A 13,909-nucleotide genomic window follows, 5' to 3' on the forward strand; every position below is an offset into this window, starting at 1 on the left:
GAGAAGCGGAGCCCCGGTAGAACTGGCTGGTCCGCAAAGACAAGCCGTTCACAGCACCGGAGGCTCCGCTGCCGGGTGTGCCCTGCGCTCCCGAAGCTGCCGCGAAGCAACGAGTAACTCTGTGTGATCGCTAGCCCCCGACGGGCTTCGTCGTGCGCCGCTACGTCATGGTTCACCAGAATCGGACGCGGTAGGAACCTGAGATGTGGCAGGCACCTGGCGGTGCCCCGTTGGGCGTCGTAGTGGTACGCCTGCGCTCGGCCGTAACGGGCACTGAGGATGGCTGCGCTCCAGCCAGGCCGGCAGCGACACCCCGGTCGCGGCGCGCAGGGGTGACGGCCGGTCGTGCACGTCCTCGGCCACGACCTCGATGTCCTCGGCGAACCTCGCCGAGGAGGGGTTCCGGGTGACCACCCGCACGGCGTGCTTGTCGCTGCGCAGCTGGTCGACGAGGCCCGGACCGGCGGGCCTGCGGAGACCCGCTGAAGAGGTCGTCGCTGAGGTGTCCGACGGTCTCCCAGCAGTCCCGTTCCAGCCAACCGGCCTTACCGTCCCAGGCTGTTGGGGGTGCCTCCCGAAGGACCGCCACAGTCGGGTGCCGACGTGCCGTGGCGTGCGATGAGGCCGTAGCAGACCGCGATCGCCAGCACGGTCGCGGCGACCGCGAGCAGTACCAGCGGCGGGCCCAGCGCCTGGCGGAGCATCCACGCGCCCAGCAGGCCGCCCGCAAACATCGCGGTCATCGAGCTCCCGCGCCGCGCTTCGGATCCCGGCCCGGAGGGGATCTTGGTGTCGTGTGCAAGCGGCGAACTGCTGATGAAGGCCGTCAGGGCCCGGGTGATGAGCGTCGTCGTCAGATCCGGCACACGGGTCCGCATCGTCGTCACGTTCCGCATCCCCATGGCCGCGCCCACCAGCGATGTCACCAGGTAGTGGCGACTGGTCTGCGGCCCGTCGCCGACGCCGACCCCCCATGACACCAGCCCCGCGACAGCCAGCACGGCACCCTCGACGAGCAAAGCCGTCGCGAACCAGCGGTGGCCGCGGAGGTCCACGTTCGACTCGAACCGGGCGCCGAGCGCCGCGCCGACGACGAATCCGGCCACCGAGACCGAGCAAGCGACCACCGACAGGGCCTGCACCCCACCGGCGGCGAAGCCGAGGAAGAGCAGGTTGCCGGTCTGCGTGGCGGTGAAGACGGGGCCGAGCGCGAGGTAGCTGACGGCCTCGACCATCCCCGTCGTCATGGTGAGCACCACCGTGGCCGCCGTCAGAGCGGCACTCCTCCTGGGGTTCACCCTTTGAATCCCGCTACGTGCCGCCGCCCGCCCGGCAATCGCGCCGTCCGTGGGCCGAGCGCGGCCGGCGGACGGACCGGCCTGTGCTCGGCGAGCGGCTCCGCGCGAGGCCGCCACCGTGTGCAACGGGTACGGGGGGGTTGCGCCGCGCGGGAAGGGGCGCCGCGGTGGTGGGCGTCGGTGCTGCGCCGGCGCGGGCGTACGGAGGCGGGAGCGGCCGCCGCGGGCCTGTGCGTCGCCAGGGCCGGCCTCTCAGGACTTCCGGGCACCCGCCGGTCTCCGTCCCGGTGGCTGCTCCGGCTCCGGCTGGGACCGTGCGGGAGGAATCGGCCGCTCCACGGTTACGGACGGTGTGAGGGGCAGGGGCTCACCGTGGTGGGTGATCTCCAGCGGCTCGTCGCCCAGGAGCAGGTAGCGGGCCGCCGAGCCGGTGACCTCCACCCGCAGTGCCTGCTGCCGGAGCACCACGGTGAAGCACAGCCGGTTCAACTGCTCGGGCAGCCGCGGGGCGAAGGCCGCGGATCTGCCGTGCCGCCGCATGCCGCCGAAGCCTTTCACCAGGGCGATCCAGGTGCCGGCGAGTGAGGCGATGTGGAGGCCGTCACGGGTGTTGTGCTCAAGGTTCTCCAGATCCATCAGGGCCGCCTCGCGCAAGTAGGCGTAGGCCAGCCGGAGGTGGCCGGTCTCGGCGGCGAGCACCGCCTGGGTACAGGCCGACAGGGAGGAGTCGCGGACGGTCAGCGGCTCGTAGTAGGCGAAGTTGCGCGCCTTCTGCTCCGCGGTGAAGGCGTCCGGGCGCGTCTGCATCGCCAGGACCAGGTCCGCCTGTTTGACCACTTGCCTGCGGTAGAGGTCGAAGTACGGGAAGTGCAGCATCAGCGGGTACTTGTCGGGGCCGGTCCCGTCGAAGTCCCACGGCTGGAACCGGGTGAACCCGGCCGACTGCTCGTGGACGTCCAGTGCCTCGTTGTACGGGACGGCCATCTTGTCGGCGGCGTCCCGCCAGAGCGCGGCCTCCTCGTCGCCGATGCCCAGTTCCCGGGCGTGCTGCGGGTGGCGCAGCGCCATCTCGGCCGCGGCCCGTAGGTTCTGCTGCGCCATCAGATTGGTGTAGAGGTTGTCGCGCCCGAGGGCGCTGTACTCGTCGGGTCCGGTGACCCCGTCGATGTGGAAGACTCCCTCGGTGTCGTGGTGGCCGAGTGACCGCCAGAGACGGGCCGTGTGCACCATCAGGTCGAGTCCCGGACCCTTCTCGAAGTCCTCGTCCCCGGTGGCCGCGACGTACCTGAGCACGGCGTCGGCGATGTCGGCGTTCACGTGGAAGGCCGCGGTCCCGGCCGGCCAGTACCCCGAGCACTCCTCACCCGTGATGGTCCGCCACGGGAAGGCGGCGCCTTCGAGGCCCAGCTGGCGGGCGCGTGCGCGCGCCGCCGGCAGGGTCGTGTGCCGCCAGCGCAGCACCGGGGCGACGGCCTGCGGCGCGGTGTAGGTCAGCACCGGCAGGACGAAGGACTCGGTGTCCCAGAAGGAGTGCCCGTCATACCCGGTCCCGGTCAGGCCCTTGGCGGGAATCGCCCGCTCCTCGCCGCGGGCGGCCGCCTGCAGCACGTGGAAGAGACCGAAGCGCACCGCCTGCTGGACCTGGGCGTCACCGTGCACCTCGACGTCCCCGCACGCCCAGAAGTTGTCCAGATAGCCTCGCTGCTCGGCGCGCAGCCCCGCCCAGCCGGTGCTGCGCGCCGCGGCCAGGGCGGCGTCGACCTGGTCGTGGACCTCGGGCAGGCTGCGCCGCGCGGACCAGCCGTACGACACGAACTTGACCAGCCGGAGGACCTGCCCCGGTGCGAGGGTGGCGGCGACGGTCAGCCGGCTGACGTCCGGCTCGCTCTCGGCCGACGTGGTGGTGCCTTCCGGTCCCTCGACGATGTGGTCGGCGGCGGCCGCGATCCGCAGCTTGCTGCGCTCGGTACGGTGCACCAGGCGAAGCCGGGTGCCCTGGGCGAAGTCCTGCTCGTGCTGCAGGGGGGAGGCGGTCGTGGCGGCGGCCCGCGGGTCCCCGTCGCCGCCGGGCAGGTGCTCGTTGGCGACCAGTTCGGACTGCAGGACGACGGAGGTCCGGTCGTCCAGCGGCTCGACTTCGTAGCGGACCGCGGCGATGGCCCGCTGGGTGAAGGACACGAGCCGGGTGGAGGTGATGCGCACCCGGCGACCGGTCGGGGAGGTCCACTCGGCGGTGCGACGCAGCACGCCCTCGCGCAAGTCCAGCACCCTTTGGTGCGCGGTCAGTTCACCGTAACGCGGGTCGAAGGGCTCGTCGTCGACGAGAAGTCGGATGATTTTCCCGTCGGTGACGTTGATCATCGTCTGGCGGGATTCGGGGTAGCCGTATCCGGCCTCGGCGTACGGGAGTGGGTGCAGCTCGTGGACGCCGTTGAGGTAGGACCCGGGAAGGTCGTGAGGCCCCTCGTCGAGGTTGCCGCGCCAGCCGAGGTGCCCGTTGGCCAGGGCGAACACGGACTCGCTTTGAGCGAGGACCGTCAGGTTGAGTTCGGTCTCGCGCAGGCACCACGGCTCCACCGTGTAAGCGGGATGCTCGATCATCGGCGCCCCAGCAGTTCGGACAGGTCCTGGACCACGACATCGGCGCCGTGCCGGCGCAGTTCGTCGGCTTGTCCCGTCCGGTCCACTCCGACCACGAGACCGAACCGTCCTGCCCGGCCCGCCTCCACCCCGGCCAGGGCGTCCTCGAACACGGCGGCCTCGCCGGGCTCCGCCCCCAGGGAGCGGGCGCCCGCCAGGTAGGTGTCCGGCTCCGGCTTGCCCCGCAGGTGCCGCGCCTTTGCGACGGCCCCGTCGATCCGCTCGTCGAACAGGTCGGCGATGCCGGCGGCATCCAGTACGGCGCGGCAGTTCGCGCTCGACGAGACCACCGCGCGCCGCAGTCCCGACTCCCTGACGGCCCGTACGTAGGCCACCGAGCCGTCGTACGCCTCCACCCCGTCCTCGCGGAGCCTGCGGAGCAGCAGGTCGTTCTTGCGGGTGCCGAGGCCGTGCACCGTCTCCGTGCCGGGCGGATCGTCCGGCGCGCCTTCCGGGAGGTCGAGGCCTCGCGAGGCCAGGAAGGTGCGGACCCCGTCGGCACGCGGCCTGCCGTCCACATAGGCGTCGTAGTCGTGTACGGCGTCGAAGGGCGCGAACGGGGTGCCGTCGCGCTGCGCCCGGTGACGCAGGTAGTCGTCGAACATCTCTTTCCACGCGGCTGCGTGCACCTTCGCCGTCCGGGTGAGGACACCGTCGAGGTCGAAGAGGCAGGCACGTACCTGGTTCGGGAGGCCCAGCATGTGAGCGAGCCTAGGAGCGCACGGCCCTGTGGAGCGGCAGGCGCGGCCACAGCAGGACAAATCGCCCGTAAGTCGTGAAGAATGAGATTTGTCACGTGTGTGGGAGGCAGCCGTCGCCGTCGTCAACCGAGAACCGCCGATGAACCAGAAGACCGGGGTAGGGAGGCCGGATGTCCGGACACATCACGGTGGGAGTGGACGGCTCCGCAGAAGGCATGGCGGCCATGGACTGGGCCGCGGACGAGGCGGCGCTGCGCGGTGCGGAGCTGCGGCTGGTGTTCGCCTCTCGGTGGCAGAAGCACCCGAACGCGGTGCAGCCGACGGTCGTCAGCGAACAGGATCTGGCCCGACGGCTGTTGAGCGAGGCGGCGCAGCGGGGTCGCGCACGGCATCCCGGACTGGCCATGACCCCCGTGGCGGTGGAGGACGCCCCCGCCACGGCCCTGCTGGACGCGGCGTCGGACGCCCAGCTGCTGGTCCTCGGTTCACGGGGGCTCGGCGCCGCCGCCGGGTTCCTGATCGGGTCCGTGGGGCAGGCCGCCGTCGCGGAGGCGGAGAGACCGGTGGTCCTGGTACGCCCGGTCACGACGGCTGCCGGGGCCCCGGACGAGGACGCGAGACGCCGGGAGATTGTTCTCGGACTGGACGTACGGCATCCCCGCGACGAACTTCTCGCGTTCGCGTTCGATGCGGCCGCGCGGCGCACGGCTCCCCTGCGCATCGTGCACGCCTGGCACTTCCCGGCCGCGTTCCGGCACCCGTCCGGTGAGGCCGGGGAACCGGGTCCGCGCACGGGACCGCAGGCGGAGCGGACCGAGGAGTTGGCCGCCGCCGTGGGCCCATGGCGGCGCAAGTTCCCGCAGGTCGAGGTCGTCGAGCAGGTCGTGGCCGGGCGGGCGGGCGAGCACCTCGCCCAGACCGTGTCGTCGACGACCGGGCTGCTGGTCGTGGGACGGCGCATGCGACGGGGGCCCCTGGGCCCGCACATCGGATCGGTGACCCACGCCGCCATCCACCACGCCGGCTGCCCGGTCGCCGTCGTACCGCACACCTGACGGGCCTGCATCTTGCCGACGAGCGCGGAAGGCCTGAGACATGAGCGACTTGGACACACTGTCCGTGAACACCGTGCGTGGGCTGTGCATGGACGCGATCGAGAAGGCCCGTTCCGGGCATCCGGGGACGCCGATGGGCATGGCACCGGTCGCCTACACGCTGTGGCAGCGGTTCCTGCGTTTCGACCCCGCCGACCCCATCTGGCCGAATCGCGACCGCTTCGTGCTCTCGGAGGGACACGCATCCGCCCTGCTCTGGTCCCTCCTCCACCTGACGGGGGTGCGCGCCGTCGACCCCGACTACGAGGTGCTGGGCCGACCCGCGGTCACCCTTGAGGACCTCAAGTCCTTCCGCCGACTCGACTCGCGCTGCCCCGGACACCCTGAGTACCGTTGGACGAGCGGCGTCGAGACGACCACGGGCCCGCTGGGCCAGGGGGTGGCCACCTCCGTCGGGATGGCCATCGCGGGCCAGTGGCTGGCGGCGCGGTACAACCGCGACGACTACACGCTCTTCGACTTCGACGTCTACGCGCTCGCCGGGGACGGCTGCATGATGGAGGGCATCTCCTCCGAGGCCGCCTCGCTGGCCGGACACCTGCAGTTGCCCAACCTCTGCTGGATCTACGATTCCAACCGGGTCACCATCGAGGGCCACACCGACATCACCTTCACAGAAGACGTGGCCGCGCGCTTCCTGGCCTACGGGTGGAACGTGACCACCGTCGCCGACGCCAACGACCTGGACCAGGTCAGCCGCGCGTTCCACACCTTCAGGGCCGAGAGCCGACGTCCCACCCTGATTCTGGTCCACAGCCACATCGGCTACGGCTCGCCCGTCGAGGATTCACCGAAGGCACACGGGACGCCGTTCGGCCCGGACGGGGTCAGGGCGACCAAACGGTTCCTGGGCCTGCCGCCGGACGCCGAGTTCCACATCCCCGACGGCATTGAGGACTGGTTCGCCCGCGGCATCGGCGCACGGGGCGCCCGGCTGCGCGCGGACTGGGAGAAGGCTTTCGACGCGTACCGCGGTGCGCACCCTTCACTCGCCGACGAGCTGGAACGGATTCAGCGGAGGGAACTGCCGGACGGCTGGGACAGCGCGCTGCCCGCCTTCCCCGCCGACCCGAAGGGCCTGGCGACCCGTGACTCGTCGGGCCAGGTGCTGACAGCCGTCGCCCAGGCCGTGCCCTGGGTGCTCGGCGGCTCCGCCGACCTGGCCCCGTCGACCAGAACCCGCCTCGCGTTCGCCGGCGCGGGTGACTTCCAGCCCGGCGACAGGGCCGGGCGCAACCTCCACCTCGGAATCCGGGAGCACGCGGCGGCGGCGGTCGCGAACGGCATGGCGCTGACGAAGCTCCGGCCGTACTGGTCGGGGTTCTTGATCTTCTCGGACTACGCCAAGGCGGCCATCCGGCTGTCCGCGCTGATGGAGATCCCGACGGTGCACATCTTCACCCACGACTCGATCGGGGTCGGCGAGGACGGGCCGACACACCAGCCCGTCGAGCAGTTGGCGGGGCTTCGCGCGACGCCGGGGCTGCTGGTCTTCCGGCCCGCCGACGCGGGCGAGGTGGTGGAGACCTGGCGGGTGGTCGCCGCGCTGCGCCACGAGCCCGCCGCGCTGGTTCTCTCCCGCCAGGCCCTGCCCACCCTCGACCGGGCCGACGGCCGGATCGCCGGCGCCTCGGGGGTCGCGCAGGGGGCCTACGTGCTGGTGGACGCGCCCTCGGGCGAACCGCGGGTGATCCTGCTCGCCACCGGCTCCGAGGTGGCGACGGCACTGGCCGCGCACGACGAACTCACCGCCGAGGGCATCGCGTCCCGGGTGGTGAGCATGCCGTGCTGGGAGCTGTTCGACCGTCAGCCCAGGGAGTACCGCGACCAGGTGCTGCCGCCCGAAGTGGCGGCCCGGGTTGCGGTCGAGGAGGCGTCCACGCTGGGCTGGGACCGGTATGTCGGCGACGGCGGAGCGGTCGTCGGCATGCACACCTTCGGCGCATCGGCGCCGCTGAAGCAGCTGCTCACGAAGTTCGGATTCACTCCCGAGCGGGTGGCGCAGGTGGCGCGCGAGGTGCTGGCTCGGACGGACAGGGGCGGTCCCGGTGAGGAGGTGACGCCGTGAAGGCGACGCAATCCCTGCACGAACACGGGCAGAGCCTGTGGCTGGACAACATCACCCGCGGCATGCTCGACTCGGGCAGGATCCAGCACTACATCGACAACTACGCCGTCACCGGCCTGACATCGAATCCTTCGATCTTCGACAAGGCGATCTCCTCCGGCGCCTACGACGACGCCATCCGTGCCAAGTCCGCGGCCGGGCTGTCGGGGGAGGACCTCTTCTTCGAACTGGCCGTCGAGGACCTCCGGCGCGCCGCCGACCTGTTCCTTCCCGTGCACGAGAGGACGGACGGCATCGACGGCTGGGTGTCCCTGGAGGTGTCGCCCCTTCTGGCGTACGACACGGCGCGCACGATCGAGGCGGCGAAGGCGCTGCACGCACGCGCGGGCCGCCGCAATCTGTTCATCAAGATCCCCGGTACCGCCGAGGGGCTGCCGGCGATCACCGAGTGCATCGCCTCGGGCGTCCCGGTGAACGTCACCCTGCTGTTCTCGGCCGACCACTACCGGGCCGCCGCCGACGCGTATCTGACGGGTGTCGAGCGGCGGGCCGAGCGCGGGCTCGACCCCGCGGTGGGGTCGGTGGCCTCGGTCTTCATGTCCCGCTGGGACGTGGCCGTCGCCGAGCAGACGCCGCAGGACCTGCACGACAGGCTCGGCCTCGCCGTAGGCCAGGACACCTATCGGGCGTACCGCACGCTGCTGGACTCGGACCGGGCGCAACGCCTGGAGAACGCGGGCGCGCGCACGCAGCGGCTGCTGTGGGCGAGCACCCGTACCAAGGACCCCGCCGCGTCGGACACCCTCTATGTCCGCGGGCTCGCCGCGCCGTTCACCGTCAACACGATGCCCGACGCCACGCTGGAGGCCTTCTACGACCACGGCGAGGTGGGCGAGCCCATGCCGGCCGACGGGAACGGCTGCGACGAGGTGCTCGCCCGCTTCGCCGGGGCGGGCGTGGACGTGGGGGCCCTGGCCACACGGCTGCAGAGCGACGGCGCGGCATCGTTCGTGGCGTCCTGGAACGACCTCATGGCGCGCATCTCGGCACAACGCGCAGCCCTCGTCTGAGAGGACCGGGAGATGCCGATCACCCCCCTGCGGCAGCAGCCGTCGTGGAAGGCACTCGAACAGCACCACCGTGAGATCGGAGGCATTCATCTGCGGCAGTTGTTCGCCGACGATCCCCTCCGCGGTGAGCGCCTGTGCGCGCAGGCGGCCGGACTCTATCTCGACTACTCCAAGAACCGGGTGACCGACGAGACGATGCGGCTGCTGTGCGGACTCGCCCGGGAGCGCGGGCTTGAGGAACGCCGCAACAGCATGTTCCGCGGCGAGTGCGTCAACGTTTCCGAGGCCCGGCCCGCCCTGCACGTGGCGCTGCGCATGCCGCGCGGCAGCACACTCGTCGTGGACGGGGCCGATGTGGTCGCTCAGGTCCACTCCGTACTGGACCGGATGGCGTCCTTCGCGCGGGGCATCCGGTCCGGTACGTGGACGGGCCACACCGGCAAGCCGATCAGGAACATCGTCAACATCGGCATCGGCGGCTCCGACCTCGGGCCGGTCATGGCGTACGAGGCGCTGCGCGCCTACACCCGGCGCGATCTGACGTTCCGTTTCGTCTCCAACGTGGACGCGACCGACTTCGTGGAGGCGACCCGGGACCTGGGCCCGGAAGAGACCCTCTTCATCGTCGCGTCCAAGACCTTCGGCACCCTGGAGACCCTCACCAACGCCCGCTCCGCGCGCGACTGGGTGGTCGACGCCCTCGGCAGCGAGAAGGCGGTGGCGCGGCACTTCGTCGCGGTCTCGACGCACGCCCGCCGGGTCGCGGAGTTCGGGATCGACCCGGCGAACATGTTCGAGTTCTGGGACTGGGTGGGGGGCCGCTATTCGATGGACTCCGCCATCGGCCTCTCCACCATGATCGCGATCGGGCCCGAGCGGTTCCATGAGATGCTGGCGGGCTTCCACGCCATGGACGAGCACTTCCGCACGGCCCCGCTGGAGGAGAACCTCCCGGTGCTCATGGGGCTGCTCGTCGTCTGGTACTCGGGCTTCTTCGGGGTCCAGAGCGTCGGCGTCATGCCGTACGACCGGTATCTGAAGCGGTTCCCGGCCTATCTGCAGCAGCTCACGATGGAGTCCAACGGCAAGCATGCGACCCTCGAGGGCTCCGTGGTCGACTACGACACGGGGCCGGTCTACTGGGGCGAGCCCGGCACCAACGGCCAGCACAGCTTCTACCAGCTCATCCACCAGGGGACCCGGCTGATCCCGGTCGACCTGATCGGCTTCGGCAAGGGCCTCAATCCGCTGGGCGAGCACCACGACATCCTCTCGTCCAACATCTTCGCCCAGGCCCAGGCGCTCGCGTTCGGCAGGACCGAGGAGGAGGTCCGGGCGGAGGGCACCCCGCCGGATGCCGTGCCGCACCGGGTGATGGAGGGCAACCGTCCGACCAATGTGCTCCTCGGCGAGATTCTGACGCCACGTCTGCTCGGCACGCTCGTCGCGCTCTACGAGCACAGTGTGTTCACCCAGGGCACGGTCTGGGACATCGATTCCTTCGACCAGTGGGGCGTGGAGCTCGGCAAGGTCCTCGCGGTCCGCATCACCCCGGAACTGACCTCCCAGGCCGAGCCGGAGCTCACCCACGACTCCTCGACCAATGCCCTCATCCGCCGTTACCGCGCCCTGAAACGCCAGGGCCTGTCGTAGCAGGAGGGAAGCCATGGCAACCGACACCCCCATGCAGCTCGGCATGATCGGCCTCGGTCGGATGGGCGCCAACCTCGTCCGCCGGCTCATGCGCGATGGACACCGCTGCGTCGTCCACGACCTCGACGAGGCCGCGGTGAGCAAGCTGGAAGGCGAGGGCGCGGTCGGCGCCGACTCACTGGAGGACCTCGTGGCGAAGCTGGAACGGCCCCGGGCCGTCTGGCTCATGCTGCCCGCCGCCGTCGTCCAGCCCACCCTCGACCGGCTCGCGGAGCTGCTCGACCCGGACGACTCGGTCATCGACGGCGGCAACTCCTACTACCGGGACGACATGGCCCGCGCCGAGCAGCTCGCGCCACGCCGGATCCACTACCTGGACTGCGGGACCTCGGGCGGCGTCTGGGGTCTGGAACGCGGCTACTGCCTGATGATCGGCGGCCCGCCGGAGCCCGTGGCCCGCCTCGACCCGATCTTCCGGACCATCGCTCCCGGAGCCGCCTCCGCGGAGCCGACACCGGGCCGGACGCGGACGGACGGAACGGCGCCCGACGGGTATCTGCACTGCGGCCCCAGCGGCGCCGGGCACTTCGTGAAGATGGTCCACAACGGGGTCGAATACGGGATGATGGCGTCGATCGCCGAGGGCCTCAGCATCATCGAGCACGCGGACGTCGGGTGCCGCGAGCGTGCCGCCGACGCCGAGACCGCCCCGCTGCGCGAACCGGAGGCCTACCAGTACGAGATCGACGTCGGTGAGGTCGCCGAAGTGTGGCGGCGCGGCTCGGTCGTGGGATCCTGGCTGGTGGACCTGATCGCCGATGCCCTCGCCCGGTCACCGCGGCTGGAGGAGTTCGCCGGACGCGTGTCGGACTCCGGCGAAGGCCGGTGGACAGTGCTCGCCGCAGTCGACGAGGGCGTGCCTTTCGGCGTGATCAGCACGGCCCTCGGCGAGCGGTTCCAGTCCCGGGGGACCGGTGAGTTCGCGGACAAGGTCCTTTCCGCCATGCGCGGCGAGTTCGGCGGCCACGCCGAGAAGCGGAGCCGGTCATGAGGCGCCCCGACGACCACGTGGTCGTGATCTTCGGCGCGACCGGCGACCTGGCCAAGCGCAAGCTGCTGCCCGGGCTGTTCCACCTCGCCCGGGCCGGCCTGCTGCCGGAGCGCTACCGCGTCGTGGGTTCGGCCCCCGCGCAGTTCGCCCTCGACGACGACGACTTCCGTCGGCACGCACGCGACGCGGTAGCCGCCTTCGGGCTCTGCGAGCCGACCGGCGAGGCCTGGCGGACGTTCGAGGCCTCCCTGTCCTTCGGCTCCGCCGACCCGGACGATCCCGGGCCGCTGCTCGCCAAGGTACGGGCGGCCGAGGACGCCATCGGCGGACGGCCGCGCAGGCTGTTCCATCTGGCCGTTCCGCCCGCCGCGTTCGGGTCCGTCATCAAGCTGCTCGGCGAAACGGGGTTGAGCGAGGGCTCCCGGGTGATCGTCGAGAAGCCCTTCGGCACCGACCTCGCCTCGGCCCGTGCGCTCAATGACACCGTTCACGCCGTCTTCGACGAGTCCCGGGTGTTCCGCATCGACCACTTCCTGGGCAAGGAGTCGGTGGACAACATCCTCGCCCTCCGCTTCGCCAACGGCCTGCTCGAACCCGTGTGGAACCGCGACCACATCAGTCACGTGCAGATCGATGTGCCCGAGACCCTCGGGCTGGAGGGCCGCGCCCACTTCTACGAGGAGACCGGCGCCTTCCGGGACATGGTCGTCACGCATCTGATCCAGGTGCTCGGCACCGTGGCGATGGAACCTCCCGTCTCGCTCGACGCCCAGCGGCTGCGGGACGAGAAGGCCAAGGTCTTCGAGGCGCTGCGCCCCGTCGACCCCGCGCATGTCGTACGCGGCCAGTACGAGGGCTACCGCGACGAGCCCGGCGTCGCACCGGATTCGCAGACCGAGACGTTCGCCGCGCTGCGTCTGGAAGTGGACAACTGGCGGTGGGCCGGGGTTCCGTTCCTCCTGCGCACCGGCAAGCGCCTGGCCCAGCAGCGTCAGGTGATCACCCTCGGCTTCCGTGAACCTCCCTTGCGGATGTTCCCCACCGAAATCGCCGGGCGGGACAAGGACCGGGCCGACGAGATCGTGATCGACTTCGCGGACCCGGGGTGGATCGCCGTCCGCTTCCTCGCGAAGAAGCCGGGCCCGGCCATGGACCTCGCACCGGCCGAGATGACCTTCCGCTACGAGGACTCCTTCCGCTTGTCGCACGGCCTCGAAGGCTACGAGCGGCTGATCCTCGACGCGATGCTGGGCGACCAGTCGCTGTTCACCCGGTCGGACGGCATCGAGCGCATCTGGGAGATCTCGGCCCCGCTGCTGAAGAGCCCGCCGCAGACTCAGCCGTACGCTCCCGGGAGCTGGGGCCCGGAACCGGCGGTCGGCGAACTGGTCGCCCCCGGCCACTGGTACCTGCCGGACCACCGCCAGACCTGAGAGGGGTGCCGCCGTGCCCGAAGCGCCGATACGCCTGCTGCTCAGCGATGTGGACGGCACGCTCGTTACCGGGGACAAGGTCCTCACCGACCGGGCCGTCGAGGCGGTGCGCGCCCTTCGACGCGCGGGAGTCCTCTTCGCCATCACCAGCGGGCGCCCGCCCCGGGGCATGTCCATGCTCGCCGACCCGCTCGATCTCAGCACGCCGATCGCGGCCTTCAACGGAGGGGTCTTCGCGCGGCGCGACATGGCACTCCTCTCGCAGAAGACCATCCGGGCCGACCTGGTGGCGCCCCTCGTGGCGCTGCTGGAGTCCCACGCGCTGCACGCCTGGCTGTACCGGGGCACCGACTGGTATGTGCGCGATCCGGCCGGCCCGCACATCGACCGGGAGGCCTGGACGGTGGGATTCTCCCCCGTCCCGGTCGACGACTACGCGGGCCTGACCGACGGTGTCGCGAAGGTCCTCGGCGTCAGCGACGACCGGGAGGCGGTCGCCGCGGCGGAGCAGGCGGCCCGCGCCCGCTTCGGGAACCACGTCTCGGCCACGCGCTCCCAGCCGTACTACCTCGACGTCACCCACCCCGAGGCGAACAAGGGCCGGGTGGCACAGTACCTTGCGCACCGCTACGCGGTCCCGCCCGCACAGATCGCCACGATCGGGGACATGCCGAACGACGTGCTGATGTTCGCCCACTCCGGGCTGAGCATCGCGATGGGCAACGCCGACATCCAGGTGCAGCGCGCCGCCCGCCACGTCACCACGTCCAATGAGGAGGAGGGCTTCGCCGACGCGGTCGAGCGCTTTGTTCTCCGCGGACGGAACACCTAGCCCATTGGTTTGAAACCGTTCCCCCGCGCGGCCGTGCACCGGCGTGCG

At 71.1% G+C, this 13,909-nt stretch carries 10 protein-coding genes; 7 read left to right on the forward strand and 3 right to left on the reverse strand.

The features are described 5' to 3' along the window. Positions 1–545: 545 nt before the first annotated feature. The 3 genes from ACFSL4_RS13125 to ACFSL4_RS13135 form a co-directional block, all read right to left on the reverse strand. The gene (locus ACFSL4_RS13125; protein WP_381081913.1) at positions 546–1,298 is read right to left on the reverse strand and encodes a YoaK family protein; all 753 of its coding nucleotides are present in this window, start codon (positions 1,296–1,298) and stop codon (positions 546–548) included. Positions 1,299–1,550: 252 nt separating this feature from the next. Beyond that, on the reverse strand, positions 1,551–3,899 hold the full coding sequence (locus ACFSL4_RS13130) for a glycoside hydrolase family 65 protein (protein WP_381081916.1): 2,349 nt from the start codon (positions 3,897–3,899) through the stop codon (positions 1,551–1,553). Continuing rightward, complete coding sequence (locus ACFSL4_RS13135; RefSeq protein ID WP_381081918.1) at positions 3,896–4,639, reverse strand: HAD family hydrolase; 744 nt, start codon at positions 4,637–4,639, stop codon at positions 3,896–3,898. Before ACFSL4_RS13135 ends, ACFSL4_RS13130 begins: the two co-directional genes overlap by 4 nt. A 170-nt stretch (positions 4,640–4,809) precedes the next feature. Here ACFSL4_RS13135 and ACFSL4_RS13140 point away from each other — a divergent pair, with 170 nt between their 5' ends. From ACFSL4_RS13140 to ACFSL4_RS13170, 7 genes are read left to right on the forward strand one after another with little or no spacing between them, the layout of a single operon-like run. After that, the gene (locus tag ACFSL4_RS13140) at positions 4,810–5,694 is read left to right on the forward strand and encodes a universal stress protein (protein WP_381081920.1); all 885 of its coding nucleotides are present in this window, start codon (positions 4,810–4,812) and stop codon (positions 5,692–5,694) included. A gap of 40 nt (positions 5,695–5,734) precedes the next feature. After that, positions 5,735–7,822, forward strand: coding sequence for a transketolase (tkt, locus tag ACFSL4_RS13145; protein ID WP_381081923.1), 2,088 nt, complete (start codon positions 5,735–5,737; stop codon positions 7,820–7,822). Then, complete coding sequence (tal, locus tag ACFSL4_RS13150; RefSeq protein WP_381081925.1) at positions 7,819–8,892, forward strand: transaldolase; 1,074 nt, start codon at positions 7,819–7,821, stop codon at positions 8,890–8,892. Before tkt ends, tal begins: the two co-directional genes overlap by 4 nt. A gap of 12 nt (positions 8,893–8,904) precedes the next feature. Then, a complete protein-coding gene (pgi, locus tag ACFSL4_RS13155; RefSeq protein WP_381081928.1) occupies positions 8,905–10,545 on the forward strand; it encodes a glucose-6-phosphate isomerase in 1,641 nt (546 codons plus the stop codon). Positions 10,546–10,558: 13 nt separating this feature from the next. After that, a complete protein-coding gene (gene gnd / locus ACFSL4_RS13160; RefSeq protein WP_381081930.1) occupies positions 10,559–11,596 on the forward strand; it encodes a phosphogluconate dehydrogenase (NAD(+)-dependent, decarboxylating) in 1,038 nt (345 codons plus the stop codon). Beyond that, positions 11,593–13,029 (forward strand): glucose-6-phosphate dehydrogenase, encoded by a 1,437-nt coding sequence (gene zwf / locus ACFSL4_RS13165; RefSeq protein ID WP_381081933.1) that lies wholly within the window; start codon positions 11,593–11,595, stop codon positions 13,027–13,029. The genes gnd and zwf overlap by 4 nt, the downstream gene beginning before the upstream one ends. 13 nt (positions 13,030–13,042) lie before the next feature. After that, entirely contained in the window at positions 13,043–13,861 is an 819-nt protein-coding gene (locus ACFSL4_RS13170; protein ID WP_381081936.1) for a Cof-type HAD-IIB family hydrolase, read from the forward strand. Positions 13,862–13,909 lie beyond the last annotated feature (48 nt).

Source organism: Streptomyces caeni (genome assembly GCF_042678285.1).
In the GTDB taxonomy this organism is placed as follows: domain Bacteria; phylum Actinomycetota; class Actinomycetes; order Streptomycetales; family Streptomycetaceae; genus Streptomyces; species Streptomyces caeni.